The organism is Salicibibacter cibi, from assembly GCF_016495865.1.
Lineage (GTDB): Bacteria > Bacillota > Bacilli > Bacillales > Marinococcaceae > Salicibibacter > Salicibibacter cibi.
This window is the reverse complement of sequence record NZ_CP054706.1, coordinates 659,893-685,330: the sequence shown is the minus strand read 5'-3', so window position 1 is coordinate 685,330 and position 25,438 is coordinate 659,893. Positions and strand designations below refer to the sequence as shown.

At 43.4% G+C, this 25,438-nt stretch carries 24 protein-coding genes and 1 pseudogene; 14 read left to right on the top strand and 11 right to left on the bottom strand.

From position 1 onward, the window contains the following. Positions 1 to 4 precede the first annotated feature (4 nt). Both HUG20_RS03335 and HUG20_RS03330 read left to right on the top strand, forming a co-directional pair. Positions 5 to 2,722, top strand: coding sequence for an MBL fold metallo-hydrolase (locus HUG20_RS03335; protein ID WP_200088057.1), 2,718 nt, complete (start codon positions 5 to 7; stop codon positions 2,720 to 2,722). A 75-nt stretch (positions 2,723 to 2,797) separates the two neighbouring features. After that, positions 2,798 to 2,992 (top strand): hypothetical protein, encoded by a 195-nt coding sequence (locus tag HUG20_RS03330; RefSeq protein WP_200088055.1) that lies wholly within the window; start codon positions 2,798 to 2,800, stop codon positions 2,990 to 2,992. A 927-nt stretch (positions 2,993 to 3,919) separates the two neighbouring features. Here the strand turns inward: HUG20_RS03330 and HUG20_RS03325 are convergent. From HUG20_RS03325 to HUG20_RS03315, 3 genes are all read right to left on the bottom strand, one after another. Beyond that, positions 3,920 to 5,512: a long-chain-fatty-acid--CoA ligase gene (locus tag HUG20_RS03325; RefSeq protein WP_200088053.1), complete on the bottom strand. Its 1,593-nt coding sequence runs from the start codon at positions 5,510 to 5,512 to the stop codon at positions 3,920 to 3,922. Positions 5,513 to 5,672: 160 nt separating this feature from the next. Continuing rightward, positions 5,673 to 6,023 carry a hypothetical protein gene (locus HUG20_RS03320; RefSeq protein ID WP_200088051.1) on the bottom strand — a complete coding sequence of 117 codons (351 nt, stop codon included), beginning with the start codon at positions 6,021 to 6,023 and terminating at the stop codon, positions 5,673 to 5,675. Positions 6,024 to 6,105: 82 nt separating this feature from the next. Beyond that, a complete protein-coding gene (locus HUG20_RS03315; protein WP_200088049.1) occupies positions 6,106 to 6,354 on the bottom strand; it encodes a hypothetical protein in 249 nt (82 codons plus the stop codon). 266 nt (positions 6,355 to 6,620) lie between these two features. On the opposite strand from HUG20_RS03315, the gene HUG20_RS03310 reads away from it, so the two are divergent. Continuing rightward, the gene (locus tag HUG20_RS03310) at positions 6,621 to 7,865 is read left to right on the top strand and encodes an MFS transporter (RefSeq protein WP_200088047.1); all 1,245 of its coding nucleotides are present in this window, start codon (positions 6,621 to 6,623) and stop codon (positions 7,863 to 7,865) included. 103 nt (positions 7,866 to 7,968) lie between these two features. On the opposite strand, the gene HUG20_RS03305 is transcribed toward HUG20_RS03310, so the two are convergent. After that, on the bottom strand, positions 7,969 to 8,415 hold the full coding sequence (locus tag HUG20_RS03305) for an EVE domain-containing protein (RefSeq protein WP_246476626.1): 447 nt from the start codon (positions 8,413 to 8,415) through the stop codon (positions 7,969 to 7,971). A 110-nt stretch (positions 8,416 to 8,525) separates the two neighbouring features. On the opposite strand from HUG20_RS03305, the gene HUG20_RS03300 reads away from it, so the two are divergent. From HUG20_RS03300 to HUG20_RS03290, 3 genes are all read left to right on the top strand, one after another. Beyond that, positions 8,526 to 10,196 carry a formate--tetrahydrofolate ligase gene (locus tag HUG20_RS03300; RefSeq protein ID WP_200088036.1) on the top strand — a complete coding sequence of 557 codons (1,671 nt, stop codon included), beginning with the start codon at positions 8,526 to 8,528 and terminating at the stop codon, positions 10,194 to 10,196. Between the two features lie 129 nt (positions 10,197 to 10,325). After that, positions 10,326 to 11,036, top strand: a complete 711-nt coding sequence (locus HUG20_RS03295) for a nucleotidyltransferase domain-containing protein (RefSeq protein WP_200088034.1) — start codon at positions 10,326 to 10,328, stop codon at positions 11,034 to 11,036. A 111-nt stretch (positions 11,037 to 11,147) separates the two neighbouring features. Next, positions 11,148 to 11,294, top strand: a complete 147-nt coding sequence (locus HUG20_RS03290; RefSeq protein WP_200088032.1) for a hypothetical protein — start codon at positions 11,148 to 11,150, stop codon at positions 11,292 to 11,294. Positions 11,295 to 11,330: 36 nt separating this feature from the next. Here HUG20_RS03290 and HUG20_RS03285 read toward each other — a convergent pair whose 3' ends face one another. From HUG20_RS03285 to HUG20_RS03275, 3 genes are read right to left on the bottom strand one after another with little or no spacing between them, the layout of a single operon-like run. After that, on the bottom strand, positions 11,331 to 12,419 hold the full coding sequence (locus HUG20_RS03285) for a Ger(x)C family spore germination protein (RefSeq protein WP_200088030.1): 1,089 nt from the start codon (positions 12,417 to 12,419) through the stop codon (positions 11,331 to 11,333). Beyond that, a complete protein-coding gene (locus HUG20_RS03280; RefSeq protein ID WP_200088027.1) occupies positions 12,416 to 13,477 on the bottom strand; it encodes a GerAB/ArcD/ProY family transporter in 1,062 nt (353 codons plus the stop codon). The genes HUG20_RS03285 and HUG20_RS03280 overlap by 4 nt, the downstream gene beginning before the upstream one ends. A gap of 4 nt (positions 13,478 to 13,481) precedes the next feature. After that, positions 13,482 to 14,975 carry a spore germination protein gene (locus HUG20_RS03275; protein WP_200088025.1) on the bottom strand — a complete coding sequence of 498 codons (1,494 nt, stop codon included), beginning with the start codon at positions 14,973 to 14,975 and terminating at the stop codon, positions 13,482 to 13,484. A gap of 186 nt (positions 14,976 to 15,161) precedes the next feature. Between HUG20_RS03275 and HUG20_RS03270 the strand changes: the two genes are divergently transcribed. The 7 genes from HUG20_RS03270 to HUG20_RS03240 all read left to right on the top strand — a co-directional run bounded on the left by HUG20_RS03270 (position 15,162) and on the right by HUG20_RS03240 (position 20,512). After that, positions 15,162 to 15,545 carry a GntR family transcriptional regulator gene (locus tag HUG20_RS03270; RefSeq protein ID WP_200088022.1) on the top strand — a complete coding sequence of 128 codons (384 nt, stop codon included), beginning with the start codon at positions 15,162 to 15,164 and terminating at the stop codon, positions 15,543 to 15,545. Beyond that, positions 15,542 to 16,420, top strand: a complete 879-nt coding sequence (locus HUG20_RS03265; protein ID WP_200088020.1) for an ABC transporter ATP-binding protein — start codon at positions 15,542 to 15,544, stop codon at positions 16,418 to 16,420. The genes HUG20_RS03270 and HUG20_RS03265 overlap by 4 nt, the downstream gene beginning before the upstream one ends. Continuing rightward, complete coding sequence (locus HUG20_RS03260; RefSeq protein WP_200088018.1) at positions 16,410 to 17,435, top strand: hypothetical protein; 1,026 nt, start codon at positions 16,410 to 16,412, stop codon at positions 17,433 to 17,435. The genes HUG20_RS03265 and HUG20_RS03260 overlap by 11 nt, the downstream gene beginning before the upstream one ends. 354 nt (positions 17,436 to 17,789) lie before the next feature. Next, positions 17,790 to 17,927 carry a DUF3953 domain-containing protein gene (locus HUG20_RS19890; RefSeq protein WP_425504106.1) on the top strand — a complete coding sequence of 46 codons (138 nt, stop codon included), beginning with the start codon at positions 17,790 to 17,792 and terminating at the stop codon, positions 17,925 to 17,927. A 1,060-nt stretch (positions 17,928 to 18,987) separates the two neighbouring features. Beyond that, on the top strand, positions 18,988 to 19,710 hold the full coding sequence (locus HUG20_RS03250) for an AAA family ATPase (protein WP_200088015.1): 723 nt from the start codon (positions 18,988 to 18,990) through the stop codon (positions 19,708 to 19,710). A 75-nt stretch (positions 19,711 to 19,785) separates the two neighbouring features. After that, complete coding sequence (locus tag HUG20_RS03245; RefSeq protein WP_200088013.1) at positions 19,786 to 20,115, top strand: hypothetical protein; 330 nt, start codon at positions 19,786 to 19,788, stop codon at positions 20,113 to 20,115. A gap of 208 nt (positions 20,116 to 20,323) precedes the next feature. Then, a complete protein-coding gene (locus HUG20_RS03240; protein WP_200088011.1) occupies positions 20,324 to 20,512 on the top strand; it encodes a hypothetical protein in 189 nt (62 codons plus the stop codon). 179 nt (positions 20,513 to 20,691) lie between these two features. Here the strand turns inward: HUG20_RS03240 and HUG20_RS03235 are convergent, their stop codons facing one another. From HUG20_RS03235 to HUG20_RS03225, 3 genes are all read right to left on the bottom strand, one after another. Then, positions 20,692 to 21,225, bottom strand: coding sequence for a hypothetical protein (locus HUG20_RS03235; protein ID WP_200088009.1), 534 nt, complete (start codon positions 21,223 to 21,225; stop codon positions 20,692 to 20,694). Positions 21,226 to 21,520: 295 nt separating this feature from the next. Continuing rightward, complete coding sequence (locus tag HUG20_RS03230) at positions 21,521 to 22,099, bottom strand: DUF421 domain-containing protein (RefSeq protein WP_200088007.1); 579 nt, start codon at positions 22,097 to 22,099, stop codon at positions 21,521 to 21,523. Positions 22,100 to 22,346: 247 nt separating this feature from the next. Then, complete coding sequence (locus HUG20_RS03225) at positions 22,347 to 23,240, bottom strand: 3-hydroxyacyl-CoA dehydrogenase (RefSeq protein WP_200088005.1); 894 nt, start codon at positions 23,238 to 23,240, stop codon at positions 22,347 to 22,349. Positions 23,241 to 23,407: 167 nt separating this feature from the next. On the opposite strand from HUG20_RS03225, the gene HUG20_RS03220 reads away from it, so the two are divergent. Continuing rightward, positions 23,408 to 24,424, top strand: a complete 1,017-nt coding sequence (locus tag HUG20_RS03220) for a DUF3231 family protein (RefSeq protein WP_200088003.1) — start codon at positions 23,408 to 23,410, stop codon at positions 24,422 to 24,424. 124 nt (positions 24,425 to 24,548) lie between these two features. Here HUG20_RS03220 and HUG20_RS03215 read toward each other — a convergent pair. Then, positions 24,549 to 24,875: pseudogene (locus HUG20_RS03215) on the bottom strand (RNA-guided endonuclease TnpB family protein); the annotation flags it as partial. Between the last annotated feature and the right edge of the window lie 563 nt (positions 24,876 to 25,438).

Below are 25,438 nucleotides of genomic sequence, written 5' to 3'. Positions count from 1 at the left end.
CAAAATGAACGTAACCGTGCTTGGCGGGGGAAACGAGGTCGGCGCTTCCTGTTTGCATATTGAAATGGCGGAAACATCGATCTTAATTGACGCGGGGATGCGCATGCAGGGGGAACAATTATTGCCGGCGCTCGGGATGCTTGAAGATTTGCCGCGACCGCAAGCGATTCTTGTTACCCATGCCCACGCCGACCATATCGGGGCGTTACCCGTTATACATAAACTTTTTCCGGAAGCGCCGATATACGCGACGGCGCCAACGATCGCGCTTATGCGCATCATGATGAAGGACTCGTTAAAAATTATCGAGGAACGCAGCCGACGAGAAGAGACGATTCCTCCATACTCTGAGACCCAAGTTGAAGCGCTCTTGGCAGCCATGCTGGAGATCCCCGCGAGCAACACGCTTCGCATCGGGGAATTGCGTATCGAAAGTCATCAAGCGGGTCATATCCTGGGCGCGGTGATGTTTTCGCTTATTGGCGGGGGCGCAGAACTGCTCGTCACCGGCGATCTTAGCTTTAAAGCCGGAAGGACGATTTCCGGTGCCAACGTGCCGCACCATTTAAAACCCGATGTCGTTATCATGGAGTCCACCTATGGAAATCGTGCCCACACGGATCGCCACACCGAAGAAAAGCGACTCGCCGAACACGTGGCGGAAGTCGTTGCGGGCGGTGGGTTTGCCCTTGTTCCCGCTTTTGCGCTCGGACGTGGCCAAGAAGTCTTACTCGTGCTGCAAGATTACATGGATAAAGGATTAATTCCAGAGTTTCCAATCTATGTCGATGGTCTCGTGACACCTGTCAGCCGTGTCTACAGACAATACCCGCAATTTTTAAAAGGAAACCTTGCCCATCGTGTCCATCGGGAGGGCGATGTTTTCTTAAAAGAAGGACGGTGTCAAGCGGTTCATCCGAAGGAGCGCGAGGCGATCTTGCAAGGCAAACCTGCCTGTATCGTGGCGTCTTCCGGCATGCTGACCGGAGGGGCGAGCAGTTGGTATGCGGAACGACTTATCGGAAACGATAAAAACGCTGTGCTACTCACTGGCTACCAGGATGAAGAAAGTCCAGGGAAAGCGTTGCTGGATGTTGCGGAAGGAAAAACGGTGGAACTTTCGATTAACGGGACGGCGTATGAAGCAAAAGCGCGAATTAGCAAGTACGGCCTGTCTGCCCATGCCGATGCTTCGGAAATGCAGTTGTTCATTCAGCAATTGGCGCCTACGCATACCCTGCTCGTCCATGGCGATGACGACGCGCGAACAGCTTTGTCCGACTTGCTGGACGAACGGTACAGCCCTACCCTCGTTGAAAACGGAGACAACTATCCTTTTGAACTCCGGGATTCGAAAAAAGGCATCAAAGGCAAGCGATATAAACCTAACAAAGAGCATGAGGCGTTGCGTTCCTTAAATGGACAATTTATCCTCTATGAACCCGAAGACGATGACCCGCTGAAAGTAGCCCTATGCACCGGTATTCATCCGAAAACGAATGTTTTGTTTTCGCAAACGCTCAAAGGAAAGCCGGTAAAAATTCAACCACACCAACTCATACAAGCCTTGGGGCAAACAACGCGCACGATTGACGACGTCCGTGAGTCGCTGCAACCGCTGCTTGATTTTAACCGCCCGGAACTGAAAGCTTTAGACTGGAGCCAGGTGACCGAAGGGGTTTACACCTTTCAAGGTTTGCTGCGTCATGTCACCGTACATGATTCACTTGAAGAACGGCTCGTATTAGCCCTCGCGTTACAAGCCCTGCCTGAGGAGCAAAAAAGAGAAGGACAGTCCGGGCAAAAAGAATACAAGCCTGATGATGATTTTATGGTTCAAGCGCAAAATGGAACGCTACCTATGCAGGGCAAGAAAATGAACGCGGCGAAGGCGATGGATATTGCGCGGGAGACGTTAGCGGATGAGCCTGATTTCACGCGTTGCGGGGCTGATCAATCAGGGGAAAAACTGACGCTTTTCTTTGCTTTTCCGGAGGCTTATACAGATGATCAAAAAGAACGAATGATCTCGTCCATTGCCGACCAAACAGGCTGGGAGGTCGTCATTTCCCCTTCAACGAGACAAGACTTGCTGTTTCAAGTACTCTCAGACCTTACCGAGAACGGCGAACCCGAGAGTTTCTCCCTCCACTTGCAAGAAAAAACCGTTCGTGCAACCCTCCCGGAAACGAGCGATGCCAAAGAGGTCGCTGAACGATTCAAGCAACGTACCGGTTTTTATTTTCAGGAGAAAGGTTCTGAAGCAACTGGCCCGACACAATCGAACGATCTCTTCGAAGTTACGGACCGAAGCGTGCGAATGGAAAATAATGAAGCAAGGGAAGAGGCAAAACAATGGGCGGAGGATCGCAACATCACGTTGTATAAAGTCAGTTTCAAAGGACAAGGCGAAAATAGCGTGTTGGAAGTGCACTTTATTTCACCGGAAGTGGCCAAGCGGCATGAGATTGATCTGGAGGAACTTTCTTATCGGACCGGGTTTCCGGTCACATATGCCGAAAATCCGAAACAAAATGAAATTATAAATGAAGCCGTTACCCGCATACCCGCGTCATGGGCGTTAAAGAAAAACCCCTCGATTCATCGTGAACAGAGCATCCTTGGGTTAAAAGTGGGGACTTCGCCCGATACGGAGGAAGCAAAACAAGTAGAAGACGCAATTAAACAAGTAACTGGGTATGGGATCGAATTGAAGAACTAATCTAGGGACTGCTTAATAATGGAAAAAGACTGGCACATAAGCATTTGCCGTTGGTGTTGGTGTTGTCAAAGCTAGATGCAAGGAAATCCATCCTATAATCAAAAAACCCTTGCACTTCTGGCAACGTACGGAGGGACGGTGCTGCAATGGCGAGACTCCAGCGGAAAAACGGACGCGTCAAGCCCCCGCAGCGCCGGTTTTGCGCGAGGAGGCTTGACCGTTCGTCCGCGGAAAGCGAAGCCATGGAAGCGGCATCCCGGCTTCAGCTGATAGCTGCAAGTTGTTCAGCAATCCCTAATCTAACTCGGAAAAAGGAGTCAATCGAACGGTAGTTTTCGGTTCAAACCGTTGAAATCAATGTGCTTGCTGACATCACGGCTCAAAAAAACGTCCAACTTTAAGGAACAGCAGACCTGCTCTAAGTCGCACAGTTGCTGTTCTTTTTGGTTTTCCTGAAAGCCTCTGCCAAAATTAAAATGAAGCTTTAGAGTAGCGAAACGTTAGTGGAAAGCGTGTTTACAAATGATGTCAGAGTACAAACGTTTGACGCCATGAATCTACAGAATCCAGCATATAATGGCGGCATCGGATAGTTATGACGCCATAAAACAACGCATGTGTACATTTAATGGCGTCCATGGGCAACAATGACACCATGAAAGTTCCTACGCCTGATTATGATGGCGTCAAAAATGAAAAAACAAAGGCTTTCGTTCACCATATATTTCCATGAAATTACGCGTGCCCTGCTCAGAAGAAAACCACGCCAAATGACGGCCAATCACCGAATTTGATCATTGACAGATGAAGCACACATGTCCATCATTCTGCTTTAACGGAAAAAAGGACGATAAATGTCATTAGGTTTTAAACTGTCATGGCTGGGATTTATGATTTTGGCATTGGCACTGAAACTACTGTTCCATTTGAAGTTTTTGGTTCATTTCCTCCGGAACGTTCAACACGGTGGCCGATTTTTAAGTTATCATACCCATTCTGAGCGGGGCGGGACATCACTCTGCTCCCCTTGTTCCCCTTGGAACAGCTCAATCCCCGTCTGAGGGATTACTTTGCTTCTTTTGTTCCCCTCAGTGCAGGCTCCTACGGATCCGGTCAATTTTTCCACTAAAATATTTCTAATGCCCACACGAAAATTGTGCCTTCTCCCCTTTTGGGGGAAAAGGCACCTCATAGACCCTAATTCACCTTTTTTGCTCCTTGCCAATGCTCTTCTCTTAAGCGGAATTTTTGCAATTTACCGGTTGCCGTCTTCGGCAAGCTTTCCACAAACTCGACAGCTTTCGGAACTTTAAAGTGAGCGAGGTTCTCACGGCAAAAAACAACCACGTCTTCTTCGGTCACGCGGGCATCCGGTTGCCGGACGACGACGGCTTTCGGAATTTCGCCCCATTTTTCATCGGGAACCGCTATAACGGCTACATCCATAATATCCGGATGCTTAAACAGTACCCCCTCTACTTCTGTGGACGAAATATTTTCACCGCCGGAAATGATTAAGTCTTTTGCCCGGTCACGGATTTCAATAAATCCATCCGGATGGGTCACCGCTAAATCGCCGGTATGATACCAACCATCGCGTATTGCTTCCGCTGTCTTTTCCGGAGCCTTGTAGTATCCTTCCATGACAACATTGCCGCGGGTGACAATCTCGCCTAATTCCTTTCCGTCCCAATTTACCTCTTCTCCGTCTTCACGAACCACTTTCGTCTCCCCGTTAAACGCAAGTTCAATGCCTTGTCTCGCTTTTATGGCCGCTTGTTCATCTGCCGGTTTATCGTCGAATTCTTTTTTCCATTCACAATAAAGAATGAAAGGAGACGTTTCCGTTAAACCGTAAACATGGATCATATCCAATCCTAAAACGTCCTGGGCTTTCTGGATAAGAGCAGCGGCCGGAGGTGCGCCTGCTGTCGCCATCCGCGGCTTTATCGCGATGTCGGTTTCTTTTGCTTTTGGATCATTGACAAGCATATTGATGACTGTCGGAGCACCGCACAATAGCGATATATTTTTATTTTCAAACAAATTGAGAATGTGCGGAGGGTCAACTTTCCGCAAGCATACATGGGTAGCACCCGCTGCTGTTATCGCCCAAACACCACCCCAACCGTTGGCGTGAAACATCGGCAGCGTGTGCAAATAGATATCATCGTGCCGAACGTTTAGATGGTACATAAAATTGGCAGCATTCATGTAATTCGCACGATGGGTAAGCATGACCCCTTTCGGTTTGGACGTCGTTCCACTCGTGTAATTCAAGGTAAGGAGCTGATTTTCATCGATAGCCACTTCAGGAGGTGCGGAATCTGATGGAACGGCCTGAATAAATTCCTCATAATCGATCCCATCTAAGTAGTTTGAGTGTCCTTCTACCGAGACGATAATGATTTTTTCCAACGATAGTTTCTCTCTGATTTCCTCGATTGGCTCGGTGAATGCTTCATCGACGATCAGCATTTTCGCATCGCTATGATGAATGATATATTCCAGATCTTCCGCGGATAATCGGTAATTAAGCGGCACCATTGCTGCTCCCAACTGGCAAATTCCATAAAAACTCTCGAGCATATAGTGGGTATTCGGAATCATGACGGCGACGTGGTCGCCTTGTTGGACGCCCGCTTCCTCTAGGGCTACGGAAAGACGGTCGGTACGATTCCCGAATTCCTTATACGTAAACTGCTTTTCTTCATCAATGACGGCAATTTTTTCCGGGTAATACTTGATTGCTCTTCGTTTCCAGTCCAGAGGGGTAAGAGTCGCTAACAACAGCATACACTCCTTTTTTTAAAAACTCGTTCTACTTATATCATAACATATTGTCATTTGAAAAAATGAATGTTACATCGAACGGGGCGTTGGCCAATTCCATAAAAAACCGATCTTCCCTTTGTTACGATGAAGATCGGGTTTATCGTTATCAAACATACTACGCTTGTGATACGTCATCCATGTGATTTTCATCATTCGAGCTATCATTTGGTGTATCTACGTCACGAATCGTCATGACCAAACCGCCAAACTTCCCCGCGAACAAATTATAGATAAGCGTGGCGAGCGCCATAATTCCAAAATATAGTCCGACATAAAAAACGGCTCCGACTAGGAAAAGCGGCAAGCCGATAAGCCCCAATGGACCTTCCAGGATCGTTAGAAACAACGACCAAAAAATCGCCAAGATACCGAACAAAACAATCGGGATCACCAAGAAATAGCTCGTCGCCTTCAAAACACTTGGGATCGTTAATTTTCGAATTTCGATTTGTTTCTCTTGTTCCAATCCCATCATCTCCTCTCTCACTTCCACCTTTTAATCGATGAAAAATCCCACCAATAATGATGGGAACGAAAGCCTTGATATTTTACATAAACATTAAAGCTCCAAGAACCACATTGATAAGCGTTAAGATCAACGTAAGCGCACCAACCACAATACCTGTAATTGCTGCCCATCGATTCGCGGCTTTCATACTGAGCGCACCTAAAATGATCGCCACAATGCCAATCGGAAAGCCTAAAAACGGGATTAACCAAAAAATTAAGTTTACAAGTCCCAATATGAAAGCAGCAAGCGCCATACCACTATTCGGTTTACTTTCGACATCCTCCATCGTTATCCACCTCATTCCTTATCTTTCTCTTTCTCTTTCTGATGATCAGCAATGGATCATTTCATTACCTATATATAATGCTTGCTAGTAATAAAATTACACATTTTACTCATGAAGTCAATTCATTTACATTATGCTTTTCAAATATAGGCTTTCGTGATAGTGCATCCACTTTATTTTTTTCGATTCACAACATTTGTATTCCCTACCTTCCTATGCCATGATTAAATGAATATTTCTTTTTATCCATGAAAATGGTGATCGATATGGCAATGAACACGGGCGCGACCCGACCGGCAGCGCTCTCTGAACCAACGATGTATCGCATTCTTATTGTGATTGGCTTTGTCCATTTATTAAATGATTCGATTCAAGCGGTTGTTCCAGCGATGTTTCCCATATTGGAAGCTTCCATGGGATTGACCTTTACGCAACTGGGGGTTGTTGCCTTTGCATTAAACACTACAGCTTCGCTCGCGCAGCCGCTTGTCGGCTGGTACACTGATCAAAGGCCATCGCCCTATGCTTTGCCGATCGGATTATGTTTTACATTTGTCGGTGTCTTCGGGCTTGCAATCGCGCCCTCTTTTTGGTTTATCGTTGCTTCCGTCATTTTCATCGGCATCGGTTCGGCAACGTTTCATCCTGAAGGATCGCGGGTTGCAAACATGGCGGCAGGTGGGCGCCGCGGACTCGCCCAATCGATTTATCAAGTTGGCGGCAATGGCGGGCAAGCATTGGCACCGGTCATTACCGCGCTCCTGCTCGTTCCCCTCGGCCAAATCGGCGCGCTTTGGTTCACGATCGTTGCTGCTGTTGCAATTGGATTATTAGTCTACATTGCACGCTGGTATTCACAACAAAACCCGGTGATGACCAAGAAAAAAAAGAAAAAAATTGTCGAAAAGCAATCAAAAACGAAGCATCCGGCCCGTAAATTGTTGATTTTTCCCATTGTTTTGCTCGTGTTTCTCGTTTTCGCCCGTTCATGGTTTCAAGCAGGGATGACGAATTTTTACGCCTTTCATTTGATTGAAAATTATGGATTGACAATTCAAGAAGCGCAAATTTACCTGTTTATTTTTTTGGCTGCAGGTGCAGTCGGCACTTTTTGCGGCGGACCAATTGCTGATCGGTTCGGCAAACGCAATGTGATCATGATGTCTTTTCTGGGTGCAGCGCCGCTCACAATGATTCTTCCGCACGTCCCGTCTTTTTTGCTTTTTCCGTTATTGGCACTCATCGGTTTTATTATCATTTCCAGTTTCGCCGTTTCTGTCATTTACGCCCAGGATTTATTTCCGGGAAGCATCGGGATGGCTTCGGGGCTGATCGTAGGATTGGCATTTGGGATGGGAGCTGTTGGTTCCATCGGACTTGGAGCATTAATGGATCTGGTTGGCGTAACCAATACGATGATCTTCATCGGCGCCCTCCCATTACTTGGTATTCTCACCATATTTCTACCGTCTGATCAACGGTTAGCAAATATCCATGAAGAGGGGAGTTGAAGAGGAAGAAGGAAAATTTTGCCAAGGGATGCTTATGATGACCGAATCGATGCAAACTACTGAATTTCGGGCTTCATGTACGCTTCATGGAGGCTGGAGGTTATCATACATACGCTGCCAATGCAGTATCTCCCTCTTCTTCCAATCTGTTTTTTACCCACTGCACAAACGCGTCATGAACATGAAAAAGTGTCCCCCGATTTCGCAAACGCCCCGCCTCAGTGCCTCGGTAAATGGGATCATTTTTAAATTCATCGTAATGAATAATCTGTTGGAATTCACCAATTCCCCTAACGGTGATGCCATCATCATTGAAACCTTCCTCCACCTCTGCCACGCCGACCAATCCCCTCTTTTCCCTACCGCTTCGGTAACATAAAATCAAATCCCCATCCCAAGCCATTCTAAAGTTACGTGGCAATCTTCTCGTTTCCCAAAAAACAGACGTCTGACTCGTTAAAATATGCTCCCAGCGGAAGGTAGCAGCTGCATCGGAAGCAACCATCAACCATGTTGGTCGTTCAGCTGTATCCATTATCATCAACTCCATACTCAACTTTATTTCTCCTGAATTATCTCATACTTTCTATCATAAACGATTACAATCGCGTCAAACCTTAGTATACTAATAATGAAAAGAGATTTAGAGGGAGGACAAAAATGAAATCAGATGTAGAAATCGCACAAGAAGCCGAAATAATGCCTATCGAAGAGATTGCAAACAAAATAGGCATTGAACGTAACGCCATTGAATTATATGGGGATAACAAGGCAAAAATAAACACGGGTAAAATGGAAAAATTGGAAAGCAAAAAGGATGGAAAATTAATTCTGGTGACCGCGATCACACCGACACCAGCCGGTGAAGGGAAAACAACAACCGTGGTCGGATTGGGAGATGCCCTTCAGAAAATAGGAAAAAACACAGCGATCGCACTGAGAGAACCATCATTAGGACCGGTCTTTGGAATGAAAGGCGGGGCAGCAGGCGGAGGGTATGCCCAAGTCGTTCCGATGGAAGACATTAATCTTCACTTCACAGGAGATTTCCATGCCATCGGTGCCGCAAACAACCTATTGGCTGCTATGGTCGACAACCATATCCACCATGGAAATGACCTTCAGATTGATCCGCGTAAAATCGCTTGGAAACGCGCGGTCGACATGAATGATCGGCAACTTCGGTCTATCGTCGATGGACTAAACGGAAAAACCAACGGCGTTCCACGGGAAGACGGGTTTCACATCACCGTTGCTTCTGAAATTATGGCCATTTTTTGTTTATCAAATAATATCGATGAACTGAAAGAAAAACTAAAAAATATCATTGTTGGCTATACATACGACGATCAACCCGTATCGGCAGGCGAACTGAACGCACAAGGAGCAATGGCTGTATTGCTAAAAGATGCGATGAAGCCCAACCTTGTACAAACGCTTGAGCATACTCCGGCATTTGTTCACGGCGGGCCATTTGCCAATATCGCCCATGGATGTAACAGTGTTGCCGCGACAAAATTAGCATTAAAATCTGCAGATTATATTGTTACAGAAGCCGGCTTTGGGGCAGATTTGGGCGCGGAAAAATTTATGGACATCAAGGCCCGTTATGCAAATGTAAAACCTTCGGCATCCGTTGTCGTAGCAACCGTCCGAGCACTAAAAATGCATGGAGGCGTCGCGAAAAAGCAATTAAATGAAGAAAATTTGGATGCACTTGAAAACGGATTGCCGAATCTATTGAAACATCTGGAAAATATGCAAAATGTTTTCGGTCTCCCTACCGTTGTCGCGATCAATAAATTCCCGACTGATACGGATGCCGAACTTCAATTAATTGAAGACAAGTGCAAGGAATTAGGCGTACATATGGTACTGTCCGATGTTTGGGCACGAGGGAGTGCAGGCGGAGAAGCCTTCGCAAAAGAAGTTGTAAAACTAACCGAACGAGACAGCTCCTTTACATACGCCTATGAATTGGATGATCCTCTAAAGCTCAAGATCGAAAAATTAGTTCATAGAGTATATGGCGGTAAAGGCATTGTGGTTACCTCAGCAGTCGAAAAAGAAATAGCCAGATTTGAAGCCTTGGGATTCGGGCGCCTCCCCATTTGTATGGCTAAAACACAATATTCATTTTCAGATGACAAAACGAAAACAGGCCGCCCTTCTGATTTTGACATTACGATAAGAGGGGTAAGCATATCCGCTGGCGCCGGCTTTATTGTCGTTCTAACCGGATCGATCATGACCATGCCTGGCCTCCCAAAACGACCTGCAGCTGAAAAAATCGATATCAATGAAGAAGGAAAAATTATCGGTTTATCTTAATGATTACTTGAATTTCGGGCGCACTTCTTCTTTAGGCGCCCGCCATTTTACGCGTTAAATCACTTCAAACCCCTGGGGTGCATAGAATGTGGGCACCCAGCAAGCGATTCGATTTCAGGGGGATTCAACGTGAAAAGACGACCCGAAGAAGCTGCGCACCATTTTATTGAACAATTTTTCCCGCGTTGTGAAATAGCCATCTTAGGCGGGAGCGCTGCGCAAAAAACCATCACCGAACAGTCCGATTTGGATATTGTCATTATGGATGACACGGCTCCAAACTCCTACCGGGAATGCTTTTATTGTTTTGATTGGAACATTGAAGCTTTTGTTTTTCAACCGCATTCGCTTGCCTTCGCCTTTGACATGAGTCGCTTGGAGGGTATCCCTACTGTCCCGCGCTTATGTGCAGATGGAATTATTTTGAAAGACGATCCTATATCGGGGGCAAAAATTCAAGAGATGGCCGGACAGTGTTTGCGAAAAGGTCCACTTAAATGGTCAGAAAACCAACAACGACAGATGCGGTTCATGATCACAAATGTTCTTGATGATTTAAACGGCGATCACGACGGGAAGGAAAGACTATTTTCCGCCTATAAACTTTTCGATCTCATCCCCAAGTTTGTACTACGAACTAATCAGCGTTGGGTTGGCGAAGGAAAATGGATGTATCGCGCGCTTCGTGCGTTTGATGAACAATTATGCGCAAACTACCTGGAAGTTTTCGACATTTATATGAAAACGAATAATGCCAAGCCTTTGTATGCATTCATCGAAGAATTGCTGGAAGAAAACGGCGGGAGATTGTTTGAAGGCTATAAAGATTATTTGTACTGAACGATCCAACACTTACCATCTCAGCATTTGCCCCTTTTGCATCATGACTTTTCATGAAACTTCTATTAAAATATAGGAAACGCATTACGCCATAATCAAGGAGGACATAAAATGGATCCGCTCACACTCATCATTATCATCATAATGGTCATCTTTTTCTTCCCTGTCATTATGCGGGGCATCGGCTGTTTACTTCGAACGTTCTCAATAATCATACTCATCGTTGGCGCATTGCTCTTGCTGTGGTTATTTCTCTGAAGTCTCTTTTTCCCACCAAGGAAAATAACGAAATTTCTATTCCACCGCTCCCGTATTATCAATGGTAAAATCAACGTTGACATCAACGTCTACGTCCGGGTAAGCTTCTTTTTCCCACTGCTGAATATCAAGCCCCCGGACATTTTGTCCGACGCGCTCCCCGATACCGATGGGATCAATGTTTAGCGCTTGAAAATATTGAATGGTCTCACTCATTCGGCGCTCGAATTCCTCCGTAGCTAATCGCTCTAGTTGCTCAATACTCTCCCGCTTATAACCTTCAACGCCGCCGTACGTTTGTCGAATTGGCCCTTCAATATCCAGATCCACCTGCACATGCGTGCCATCCGTTTCTTGGGTGATCGTCCAGTTCGAGTTAGAGGATAGGCGATGAAACGAGACCCCTTTGTTTTCGTTAAGTTGTATGTGGACAGTGCCCTCGTCCGTATGCTCATTAAGCATCCGAAAGATTTGCGCGTCATCGATGGATATATCTTCCACGAACGTATCTCCCTGAAATAAAGCCAATCCGGCAACTTTCACATGGTCTCCTTGATATGCCAGTATTGGGAGATAAGGATCAGCCCCTTCGGCATAGTAATGATACATAAAGTCATGCAAACTCGTTCGCGGCATCTGTTTCTCCTGGTTCTGTTCAAGCACATCTTGCAAATAACGAAAAGTAGGCACATGAAAAGCGTATTCTGTCTCTAACATATCTCGCGCAGGTTCTCGTGTGATGGCCACCTGCATGTCTTGGTCAATCATAGGATTTCGTTGAACCGTATCAAGCGATGAAAAGATTCCGTCTTGGGCGGCCATATCTTCATGAAACAAATGCACGCGTGCTCGGCCGGTGTCCACATGTCGAGGCGATTTCGCTTGAAGTGAATTATAGAGGGTTTCAAGCGATTCACCGGATACGTATATGGTTTTGTTTTCCGGCAACATATCTTCTGCAGCTGTAAAAATGGTTGTTATACCGGTGATTCGGTGTTCTCCGTCCTCCAAATCATGACCCATCGCCTGAATATATTGGACCTCTTCAATATAATCATATTCAGGGACACAACCGCCTACAACAAACATAGCAATAAGGGAAAGAATGTACATACGTTTGATCAACGACGCTGCCCCCTTTTCGAAACGATCCTTTCAATCACGTATAATAACGGAACATACACAAAGACGGTATAAAACCCGAGATTACCTGTGAAGGACGAAAGGTTCTCGATTTCCCAACGCGTGACAAAAAAGAAAGCAGCTACAAAAACAAGGGGGGAGAGTCCTTGCAGTGAACGTCGCTGGGAGACTTTTACCGTTTGTTTAGCGGCGCGGCTGGCCGCCCATAACCCTAACGCCACATTCGGCACGAGAATCAAAAACCATATAGACACCCCTATATATTCCATATGCCACAAGGAAATCGTCGGCCATATAATCGTAGAAATATGATGTTCATGGAAAAAAAGCACGGAAAGAATAAAGGCAAACAAATAAACGATCGTACTGCAGATAACGCTGACATGTGCCCATTTTTGCGATCGCGGTGCTTCTTTAATAAAAGGATAAGCCATAAAAAGTATTTCAAATCCCAAAAATTGAAACGTCATCGTTTGCGTGGCCATCCATACATCCATGATGGAGTGGTCCCATAAGGGGAATATACTTCCCCATTGTAATTGCCCATAAGGAAAACGGTTAAAAAGCAGGAAAGGAATCGCCAATATAACGGACAGCACACTTAGACCCGTTACCATTCTCAGACCACCCCCCACGAATAAATAGGCAAGAAGTAGCGTAAAAAAGGCAAAGACCCCTGGATACACTTCAGGAAATAGCCAAACACGAAGAATTTCCACATAGCCCACCAAAATAACAAGCACAAACAAACTATAATAAAAGATCCAATACAAACCTAGAAATCTCCCAAGGATTCTCCCAAACACTCTTGTTTGAAGATCAACGATCGTCTCGTTTTCCTTCAGCATTTGATAGACCAACCATATTACGGCATGGACCATTAGCGCTGAAATAATGATAGCTATCCAGCCATCATGGCCAACAATTTTGACGATAGGACGTTGAAAAGTAAAAATACCCACGCCAACTTGCATCACGGTCACGATGAAAAAAGTTAAAAATGGAGGGATTTGCCTCGTCATCATCGTTTGTTCTCGCATAGGCCTACTCCTCGATATCTTTGGGGATCGTTTTTCTATGTTTCACATCAAACCGCTTCCGTTTTTGCGGCCGAAGGACCATCGGTCTTTTTTGCTGTTTTTGGATCGGCATTTTGAAAATAACATCTCTAAGGTCTTGGAGTCGCAGCGGATAGAGAGGAGCCAAGTATGGATACCCCAACGAAGTCAACTTGAATAAATGATAAAGGTAAAGTCCCGAACAGAAAGCCATGCCAAATATCCCGAAAACCTGCGCAAAGATAACAAAAGGAAAGCGGATCAAACGAATGGTATTGCCCATTTTATAGATTGGCGCCGTAAAAGATGCCAACGCCGTAATCCCAATCATGATCAAGAGCACACTGCTGGCTAAAGATGCTTCAACGACAGCAGTTCCGATAACAATCCCACCGACAATCCCAATCGTTTGCCCGATACGACTGGGAAGCCTAGCACCTGCTTCCCGAAGCAACTCGACCGTCAACTCGAGGATCACAACCTCAACGATCGGCGGATAAGGCACTTCGATTCTAGAAGCGATGAGCGTATCCAACAACTCGTCGGGGATCAATTCGTGATGGTAAGAAGTTACAGCTATATAAAAGGACGTGGCATGAACAGAGAACAGAAGGGCTACGATACGAATCAGTCGAAACGCCGATCCGATAGGCCAAAGCATGTAATGATCATCCGGAGATGAAAAGAATTCCATGAAATTGGTCGGACCAATCGTCATATGCGGAGAACCATCCATCATAAACACGACTTTCCCTTCCGCCAAACCCGATGTCACGCGTTCCGGGCGTTCTGTTTCCAACAGTTGCGGGATAAAAGAATTCGGATAGTCTGTGATGAATTGGTTAATTTGCGAAATATCAACGAGTTCATCATAGTCCACATCTTGGATCCGTTGCCTCAAAGTTTGAACAAGCTGCTTGTTCGTCAAGCCATCCATGTATAAAATCGCCACTCGGCTTTGACTGAAGCGCCCAACCTTCATCTCCTCGACCACGAGATCCGATGTACGCAATCGTTTACGAATCAGATTTAAATTGACATCGATGGACTCAATAAAGGCTTCATTGGGTCCGACCACCGTGAATTCATTTTCCGGTGTTTCAATAGACCGCTTTTCAATCAATTCTGCCGGAAGGCTAAGCACCTCTTCCGTTTGGCCTTTCTTTTGAATAATAATATGGCCGCTCAAGAAATGTTCCTCGATCTCTTTCCCCTTGCAAAGGATATTCGTTTCTTCAAGGGGAATCGCCCGTTGGAGATCCCTGAGCGTATGCATGTCTTTTCGCTTCGTGTAAGCAAGTGCTTCATCATGGAGATAACGATCATCCACGAGAGGATCCAAGTAATGGAAACAAAAAGGACTTTGATCAGACACACGAAAGGAAACGAAATCTGCAGATTTTTGAAACGTCGTCAAAATATCACGAAACGTATTTTCCCTTCGACGATTTATTTTTTCTTTTTGAAATCGCTTAAACATACGCGTCACCTTTTGGAAATATCTATAGGTTTAACGTGCACGAATGGCAAAGAAAATATTCGGCAACAAACAGTACATCAATTCCAACCTCATGCCAGGATTTTTTATTGACAGTCACTTTCAGCCCAGATATACTAAATGTATTACATCAACTAGTACAATTAGCTACCCTTGGGGAGGGAACTTATGCTATCCATTGATCCACGTAGCAAAGAGCCTATTTACCGCCAGATTATTAATCAAATTAAGGAACAAGTGGCTCGCGGGGGATTAAAGGTAGATGACAAAATCCCGTCCGTACGAGAATTATCCACACAAATCGTCGTCAATCCGAATACAGTCAGCAAGGCCTATCAAGAACTGGAGCGGGAGGGCATCATCGTAACGATGCGTGGGAGAGGGACGTTTATTACAGAGCAAGTGCCCGGGGAAATTCTGACAAAAGACATCGAATCGGTGCGGACAAACCTTAAGCAAGTGGTCCTCGAAGGATACTACGCCGGGATAGAAAAAGAAGTGATGCAAGACTGGGTCGCTTGGTACTACAAACAATTTGGGGGAAAGTCATGATACAGGCACAAAACGTTTCCAAAGCGATAGGAAGCCAACAAGTATTAACGAATATAACCTTTACTGTTGGGAAAGGAACCATCACCGGAATTGTAGGTCGAAACGGTGCCGGTAAAACGACATTGTTACGGACGATGGTGACCGTTGCGGATCCCGACCGGGGAACCATTTCGGTGAATGGTGAGGATGTGTTTACAAAGCCTGAGGCAAAAGCGTCCATTCTGTATGTAGATGATAGTGTTGAGGCTTTAAAAAATTATGCCGTTTCCAATGTTGTGTCATTATATGCGGATATTTATCCGAACTTTGACCGTGATTATTTCCAGGAATTAATGGACCGTTTCCAAATGCCGAAAACGAAAAAGCTTAAACAATACTCAAAAGGGCAAAAAGCGTTGTTTTCGCTCATTCTTGCGTTTGCGGCTAAGCCTGAATACGTCCTCCTTGATGAGCCGACCGACGGACTTGATGTAATTATTAAAAAAGAAATCATGCGTTTTATGCTCGATGAAGTCGCAAAAGAAAAGGTTTCTATTATTATCGCTACTCATCGCCTTGATGAATTGGAAAGCTTGGCCGACCAAATTATAATTCTCACTGAAGGGAAGATCACAGAAACGTTCCAGCTGGATGAGTTGCGTGACACTTATAAAAAATGGCAGGTCGTCTACCGTGAAAAAATGCCGGACTCGCTTTCGGATCACTTTTATATTTTGCAGCAATCGGGAAGGGCGTACACGTGTCTGGCGGAAGGAAATCTTCAAGAGTTGGAAGTGGAGTTGCAGAAAACTGAGCCCTTATTATACGAAGAATTGCCATTAACGCTGGAAGATCTATTTGTGGCCAAGCTAGGGGGCGACCACATTGCTGAATAAAGCTTTACTTAAAAAAGATTTGAAACCATCGGCAATGATTCTTCTTATTTTAACAATTCTTTTTGTTATTCAATACCCATTGAGAACCATACTGGAGTTGGAACATTTAAGGTTGTTGGAGGAAGGTGTATCACACGTATTTTCTAGTCGAATGGATAGCTTTGTTCAGGATATCTTCGCAGGAAATGCACTTTCACTGTTTTCGATCATAACCATTGTTGTCATGGGAGGGATGTTCATTGGCTTAGAGCGAAATACACGCCGACACGACTTTAGTCTTTCATTGCCATTTTCCAGGCAGAAACTTTTCGTTACGAAAGCCAGTATCGGCCTTGGTGCCATTACTGTCATCATGAGTGTTAACTGTTTGGTTGCCTGGGGGCTCATTTGGTTCTCGGAATATCGCGATGCACTGGTGAATTTTAACTTTGTTGAAATGTTTCTTGTTCCTTTATTGGCTTACTTGGCGATCTTTGCCTTTACGCTATTGATGGGAACGATATCAGGGGAGATGATTTCCCAAGTTGTTTTAAGTTTCATATTTTTGATATTTCCCTATGGCTTTGTCCTATTATTGAGTGTGTTTGTAACCACACATTTTGGGAATTTAGGAAGGTTAACGGCAACTCATTTTGATGAATGGCTTATGATTCTCGTGTTGCCATTCCAAGTGATGGCAGACTTTGCTTCATTGCCTGAAATACCAACGGGGATGCAATTGGTCGCCTCTTTACCCATCATGTTGATAAGCTTGGCGATTGGCATGAAACTGTATGAAAAAGGAAAAAGCGAGCACAACGGTGAGTTTCTGTTGTTTCCCCCATTAAAACCGGTCTTTCTTATTGGCATCGTCGGTTGCTTTGCCATGTTAGGAGGTATGATTTTCAGCGTATTCGGAGACCCCGCAGGAGCAACCATTCCTTTTTATTGGCTGGGAGCAATTGTTATTGGGGCGTTAGCTTTCTTGATCACAAAACGCTTATTGCAAATGAATGTAACGATGAAAAATAATTAAGAAGCCGCCCCTGTATCACATGGATACGGGGGCTTAAAAGTGTGGCCCGCTCTCATACTCTCCATTTGTATCTTCCGCGTTACAACCGACCAAAAGCGTCATTGATAGTGCGAGCAATGTGGTTTTCATTTTTTTGCCCCTCGTTTTTTGAGACTATACCATTAGATTTTAATGAATAAACTCAATTTTATGCAGTTGTATAAAGCCAAGTTTATACAGCTAACTGAGCGGTAATAACCGTTATATAGGAGGCTAACGTTGTTAGCTATAATTAGAATCATTTTGGCAATCATTGTATTTGCATTAGCAATTTATAGTTTGATAACGGGAGATTATTCAGTATCGCCATACACTATGCTTTGCTTAGGTGCATTGCTTTTCGTTACGGGAATTTCAATCACTAGAGAAAAATATAGAGTATTGGGTATACTTCTTATTATTGTTTCTTTATTCGCCTTTTATGTTTCCATACAGGATTTTCTATTGAGCTGATAAGCGCTCATTTTATTACTTTATGAAAATGAGGGGCAATATGTTCTCAGTTCTCAAGCAACAAGGTATTTGAAATCATAAGTGTCATTGTGCTTGCTGCTTTTGCCATATTTACCGGAGAGGTTGTCACATTCATCATGTTTGGTTTAACATTGATTCAAATGAAATATACTAGCGTACCAACAGTAACGCATAGTATTAATGCTTCATACATTGACATGACAATCACCTCCCTCCTGTTCGTGAATGGACATGGAGGTACAAACGGTGAAACGACCGCCACCGAAGTAACGAATTCTATGACTCTATCTAAGCACATTATTCCTCGGGGTTCTCCCCCTATGATCCATAAAAAACGAATTGCCACAACAATTTTAGGTGTTAATTTCTATGTCACTTTTGATATTTTGATAAGAAAACAATTGATGGATTTGCTGACCCTACACAATCATAATCTCGAATCAATGAAGGTATATTATGCATAAATACGTTCAAAATATGATTTCAATTGTTGTGATTGTGCCCATATTCATTGCTATCTTTCATATTTTATTCGACGTTTCTTTTTGGTTTGCCGGGTTTATGGTCGTATCAGGACTTTATGCTATATATCTGAACCTTAATGGCTTGATCAAAGAGCGAAAGTTACGGTGCCATTAGTTGGTGATCAGCTCCTCTAAGTCGACCATGGGAGTTTCTGTAAAAGACTCATTCTTCGTAATTTTTGTGTTTCTGGAGATGATTCCTCTAGAGAGGGGTATAATCAGGATATTCATTGTTGCTACCATCACAATTCCATATGTTAAAATATTCCTTTATACCTTAATTTTCCTTCATCGCATTTAGGCTCTTCACCAAAATCTATGGCTGACAACCTAGGAGCAATTATGATTGGTAGTGACCGCTACGGAAAAACACTGCGCTTTCCCACAGGAGTCTACGTGTTTTTCCTTCGCTGGCTAGTGGTGTTACCATATTTAATCACGAATATCAACCATTGATTTTAGTGTTGACCCCGCATTTATACTTCAAAAATTAATTCAGGGTAGGTGATCACAGAATGTTTTTAAAAAGAATATCGCTTTTACGTGATAAAGTCTCTTCGTTTAATGAATATCCTTTTTCTATCCCGGTTATCAAACATTTGCACGAATTACATTTAGAAAACAACGTGACTTTTTTTGTTGGGGAAAATGGGTCCGGCAAATCCACGTTGTTAGAAGCCATTGCTGACGGTTGTGGTTTTAGTACTGCTGGCGGCGGAAGAAATAACATGTATGAGGTTTATGCGTCAGAAGCTGCATTAGCTGAATACATCAGGCTTTCTTGGTTACCAAAAATAACAAATGGATTCTTTTTGCGAGCAGAATCTTTTTTTAACTTTGCCTCGCATATTGACAATGTGGATACTGTGGGATTTAAGGATTACGGAGGGCGATCTTTGCATCAACAATCCCATGGGGAATCCTTTTTGTCATTATTTTTGCATCGTTTTCAAGGAAAAGCCATTTATCTTTTGGACGAACCAGAGGCCGCTTTGTCTCCGGCAAAACAGTTGACTTTCTTGAGAATCTTGCATGACTTGACTGTTGAAGGAAACGTCCAATTTATCATTTCCACCCATTCTCCAATTTTGTTGGGGTATCCTCAAGCGGATATTTTGTCATTCGATAGCGATCAAATGTCCAAGATTGACTATGAAAGAACTGAACATTATCAAATAACGAAAACCTTTTTGGAAAACAGAGAAAAGGTCCTTTCTGAATTATTCAGAGAAGATTAGTGGCTATCGACTTCATGCAAGCGCTTGTTATTGACCGGCAATGTTATCGATTCATTATGTCAGGAGATATTACTTATGGAACTCTCATATGAAGAATTAAAAAGGAAAGCCATCTTGAGTACTTTTGTGAAAGTCCCGGTCACCTTTCTTGTTGGGGTCACAATAGCGCATACCGTACTTAATAATCAATTGCCTTCGCTTGTTGATTTAAGCCCCTATCTTGGCGGCGTTTATATAGGGACAACATGTGCTTGGTTTTTCAGATCAGAAGAGAATCACGTTGCAAGAGAACGTCGCCGCCAAACCAAAAAAAGCAAAAAGAGCAACGTGCGAATAGTATTGGAAAATAGCGTAGCCATTTTGATTATTTTTATTTTATTGTTATTACTATCTAGGTACGTCTAACATGTACCTCCGTGAAATTTCTGAAGTATGGTGATACATATGGTCGCAGTTGAGAGAGCAATATTTATCCTTTTCTTTATTTTGATCATCGCGTCGTTGCTCGCTTTACTAAGAGTGATCGTTGAAAATATTTCAGTGAGTTTTACTACCAACTTTTTCACAAATCTTCTCGTCTATTTAAAAAGATTTTTAGGAAGTGATCCTCTTTATGCTCTATCACATTTTAAACATTTCAATGAAAATGAGCTCCTTTCTAGCTGGAATTAGTATGCTCTTTGAATTGATATTTCTTGATTCAGGACAAGGGTTTTTCATTGGTATGGCTTTTTTTGTTTTAGCTTTAATTTTGTTGGGTATTGGATACAAAAAAGCACCCCAAAAGGATGGTTTTTCATAAATGATACCAGGCATTTTATTTTTTTGGTTAATTTTGAAACCAGGGATGGACAAAGAGCATCACCAAAAATAGCCTCATGTGTAAACACATGCAAAGATAGTGCAATTATTTTTTTATTCTGTATGGGATCACACCCTTTATGATACGCTCATTTTTTTATGCAACGGCCAATAAGATTTTTATTCATCATCAATTTCAAAATCAATAACCTCTGCATCCATATCTGCTCCCATGAGTTCAACGCCGTCTGCCATTTCAATTGTCCATTGATTAGATTCATCATCAAACTCCAATGTTTTTATAGCAGGCACATCAAGTTCTTCGACTGGTAAAATCTCACGCAACGCTTCTGTTTTAGTAAGATTGGCCTCTTCCGGACGTTCCTCCTCCAATACTTCGATATAGACTACATCCGATGTTTCACCTGGATAGGGTTCAATGGCGTCCCCATACCCGGCATTCACTTTCTCTCCTAGTTCAACATCTTCAGAAAAATGAGCTAACCACATCGCATCATAGTGCTCTCCATCCCCTGCCGTTGAACTTGGCTCTGTATCAACCACGAGGACTTCATCATCATTTTCGTCCACCACATACCCTGTAATCTCTGATGCCGCATTGGATTCTCCTTGCTTTTGTTCCTGTTCTTCTTCTTGATCCCCGCAAGCAGAAATCACCCCCAAACTTAATGACAGTAAGAGCATCTGTTTCATGATCTTCCCCCTTTCTAGGCATGCCGTTTTATATAATGCGTCGAGATAACAGCAGAAAACGTTACAGAATGTCACCCCGAATCGTTGCCGTATCTCATGTGTTTTTTTATATTACTGCTTTGTTTTTTGTCATATATCCAAACTCCAATCCAAAGGAGTAACAAAGATAAACGGACGCGTCAAGCCCCCGCAGCGCCGGTGTTGCGTGAGGAGGCTTGCCGTTCGTCCGCGGAAAGCGAAGCCATGGAAGCGGCATCCCGGCTTCAGCTGATAGCTGCAAGTTGTTCAGCATTCCCTATTTAAATGTTAAAGAGTCTGGATCTTTCCTATCTTTTTCCGATAACTCATCAAAAATATTGTGTGCTCCCTGATGATTCGTATCCTTATTCTGCTCGATTTGCAAAAGCTGCTTGAAATCTTTTACTGTCAAAGGTCTTGCATCCGGAATAAGTTCATAACCTAACTGTCCATTCGGTTCTAAAGTGGCCGTTTTCACATCCGAAAAAGATGTAATACCTTGTTGGCGCAACTGAATCTCAAGTTGGTCAACGGTGTAACGAAGTTTCTTTAAGTTTTCGGTATGTGGGGTTCCGTTTTCAATCACAACTTTTGATTTTCCAGTGATTAATTTTTCGAGAAAATTAAATTTGATCTGCACATATTCCATAATAATTAGCGCTATGACGAAAATGCCGGCTCCTATCATCGCTTCCCAAACGCTTGTTTCTACAATGGGTTCGATAATGATTGAACCGATGGAGATCATTACAACCGTTTGTGCCATTGTCATTTGTGAAATTGACTTGCGTCCCGCGATTCGGAGTAGCAATATTCCTGAAATGACCATTACGATCGATTGCCATGCCGTTTCCATAATTCCCTCCCATGACCTTTCATCATCCCTAGTTTTACTTAGATGTCGATGGGCTATACGCTTCATTGACATTTAAATGCCACTTTAAAAAAGAAAACAGGCGCTGGTCCTTATATAAGGTAAGCGCCTGTTTTCCTTTTGATAACTAATTCGATCCCTATCACACATTTTAACCGTTTTGCCGAGGAGTCCCCTTCAAAATCTTTGATTTAGTTGGAGAGGTTCACTGAACCTACTTTTCACATGCCTATTTCAAGAAATCTTCATTTTCATAAGATGGATTTGGGTATTTGTAGAACCCCTCACCGGATTCGATACCAAGTTTCCCCTCATCCAAATAATTAGACTTTAGGTATTCAGCAACCTTCTTAGCCGTTTCATCACCTGCTTCGCCTTTTGCCTTGGAAAGGTTATAAGGTGTATGAATTCCAATCACATCCATCGTAGCAAACGGTCCACGCGGCGCGCCCGTTGCAGCCATCCATGTTCGATCGATCGTTTCTGCATCTGCTACTTCATTGACCAGTAATTCTTGAGCGGCGTTCAAGAATGGGACCAATAAGGAGTTTAAAATATATCCGGGTTGCTCCTTGTATATTGGGAGTGGGATCATGCCGATCTCATCAGCAAAGCCCACTATACCCTCGAATACGTTCATGTTAGTTCCTTCATGCTTCATAATCTCAGCTGTATTGTTCCTCCAAATTTCATTTGCAAAGTGTAGCATTAAGAATTTATCCGGACGACCCGTTTCTTCAGCAAACTGGCTCGGAAGCATTGTTGATGAATTGGATGCAAAAATCGTATGCTTTGGAGCAACCGTTGCTAGCTGATGGTAAAAATTTATTTTAATATCCGTAACTTCCGGAACAGCCTCAATCACCAAATCCGCCTGCTCAACGGCTTTTCCTAAATCAGAATAAAAACTCATGCTGTCATACGCTTGGTCTACCTGCTCATCGGTGGCTCCAAGATCTTCTTTGAATCGATCTTTAAGCTTTTTAATTCGTCCCCTTGCTGTTTCAACAGCTTCATCACTTATGTCATAGATGCTTACATGAAAACCTTTAAAGGCAATTTGATAAGCAATTTGACTACCTAAAACACCACTTCCGGCCACCGTTACATGTTTGAATTCCATAAAAGTCCTTCTTTCTTATACTCGCACAATTCTTAAGGGTCCTATTACCCTATACATTTATTGTAGTCCTTTATTTTTTTTCATTCAATTTTCCTGTTCACAGTAAATAAATGGCAGACATAATTCGATTGATATGAGTGACACTTATACTGTGAGGAGGTGCGCCAATGGAGAATAATGCTCATTTAACATCCGCAGAAATTGCTTCCCTGTGGACAGCCTATATGAACGATAGTATGTCCACATGTATCTTACGTTTTATGCTCAAACACATTTCAGATTCAGATATTAAGCCCGTCGTTCAGTATGCCTATGATATTGCATCTGACCATTTAACGCAGTTACACTCCATTTTTGAAAATGAATCATACGCGATCCCGGATGGTTTTGGTGAACAAGACGTCGACATGAACGCGCCATGGCTGTTTACCGATACTTTTTGCATATCTTACATGAAGCACATGGGAAAAGTGGGAATGCTCTCCTACAGTGGCTTCGTTTCGGTGAGTGATAGGAAAGATATACGAACCTATTTTTCACAAGCTTTAACGGAAACAAATAACCTTTATAATCAAGCAAGCGAAATTGAACTTGCAAAAGGAATAGCCGGCAAGCATCCTTATATTGAAGTTCCTAAAAGCATCGATTACGTCAATAGCAAAGCATACTTGAGTGGTTTAAACCCTTTCAACAATGAACGTCCCTTAAACGCCATTGAAATTTCCCATTTGTATATGAATGTACTCACGAATTCTATAGGGATGAAATTGTGCATCGCCTTTGCTCAAAGCTCCACGCATAAAGAAGTTCAGGATTTTATGCTACGGGGAAAAGACATCTCGAAAAAGCACATGAAGATTTTTGCCGATACGCTGTTAGAGGATGAAATTGAAGCTTCACATCTTCCGGATGTAAGTGTCAGTGACTCAACCACCCCAACGTTTTCCGACAAATTAATGATGTTCATGATGTCTCTGCTCATTTCTTCAGGTGTAGGAAACTATGCGACTGCTGCAGCGGCTAGTCAACGAAGCGACCTCGTCACAGATTATGAGCGATTATCGTTAGAAAATGCCAAGCTTGCCAAAAGTGGCGCTGATATCATGATTAAACATCAATGGCTCGAACAACCGCCGGGAACTAAAAATCGAGAAAAATTAGCGAAAAACAATCAAAAAGGCTGACATTAATGAGGTCAGCCTTCATTAGATATCCACAGCTCCTAAATCGCCAACAAGAATCGATCAAAAACAGAGGCTAAAAAATACTCCACCTTAATTTCTGACGAAATTTAAAGATGAAGATGTCCTAAAATAACCGAATGTTTCTACTTGCGTTAATATCTCTATCGTGATGTGTGTGGTATTTGGAACGTTCCCCACGTACGCAACGCAAGGTTTTTAACGTATCGGTCATGGTGGCCACAAACTTGAACATCGTTGACTGGAAGGGAAGTTTTTGGGCACCGTTATCACCTGCTTACCATACCATTTTGCTTTATATTCAAGTATGGTGCGAAAAAGCGACCACCTTACCTCACTAATCGCTTTGGCTAAGTTGTGGTTTTTTTAGCAAATTCGATACTTGCAAATCCTCCATTCCGATCACGTCGTGGTTTTTGACAATGTCCGTAGCAGGCGCGTTGATTTACCTTAAAATACCTTCTGGCATGGAAAAGAAAACTGTTTAGTATCAGATAAGTCCTTTCGAACATGATCTGCGGACTCAAATCGCCGCTCAGAAGCAAATGGAGTCCTCAGGTCCGGGTTTTGGGGAGCCGTAATGGCTGGCGAATGCCAAATTAGTCCGCAAATGTATGTAACATAACACGGTATGTTTAATATCCTTTTCGTCTAAACCCTTTTATTGGTTTTTGTGAATAGTGCCATCCGAAAGAATGGCGAAGTCTTTAATCCCAACGTCAATTCCTAAAGATTCATCTGTTTTGCCGTTTGTTTGTTTTGTCGTGTAAGATTGCACGTTATTATTTTCGATTTAAAACGTAGTGCTCCGTTTTGTTTTTTTGAAAAACCTCGCTTACGCGTCCGCAAGGTTTTTTAGATATGTTGGCTCTTCACCAAAATCTATCGTTGATAAAAGTGAACACTTAGGATAGTAACTAGCCAGCGGAGGAAAACACGGAGACTCCTGTGGGAAAGCGCAGAGGGAAGACCCCGCAGAAAAAAAACGAACTTCTT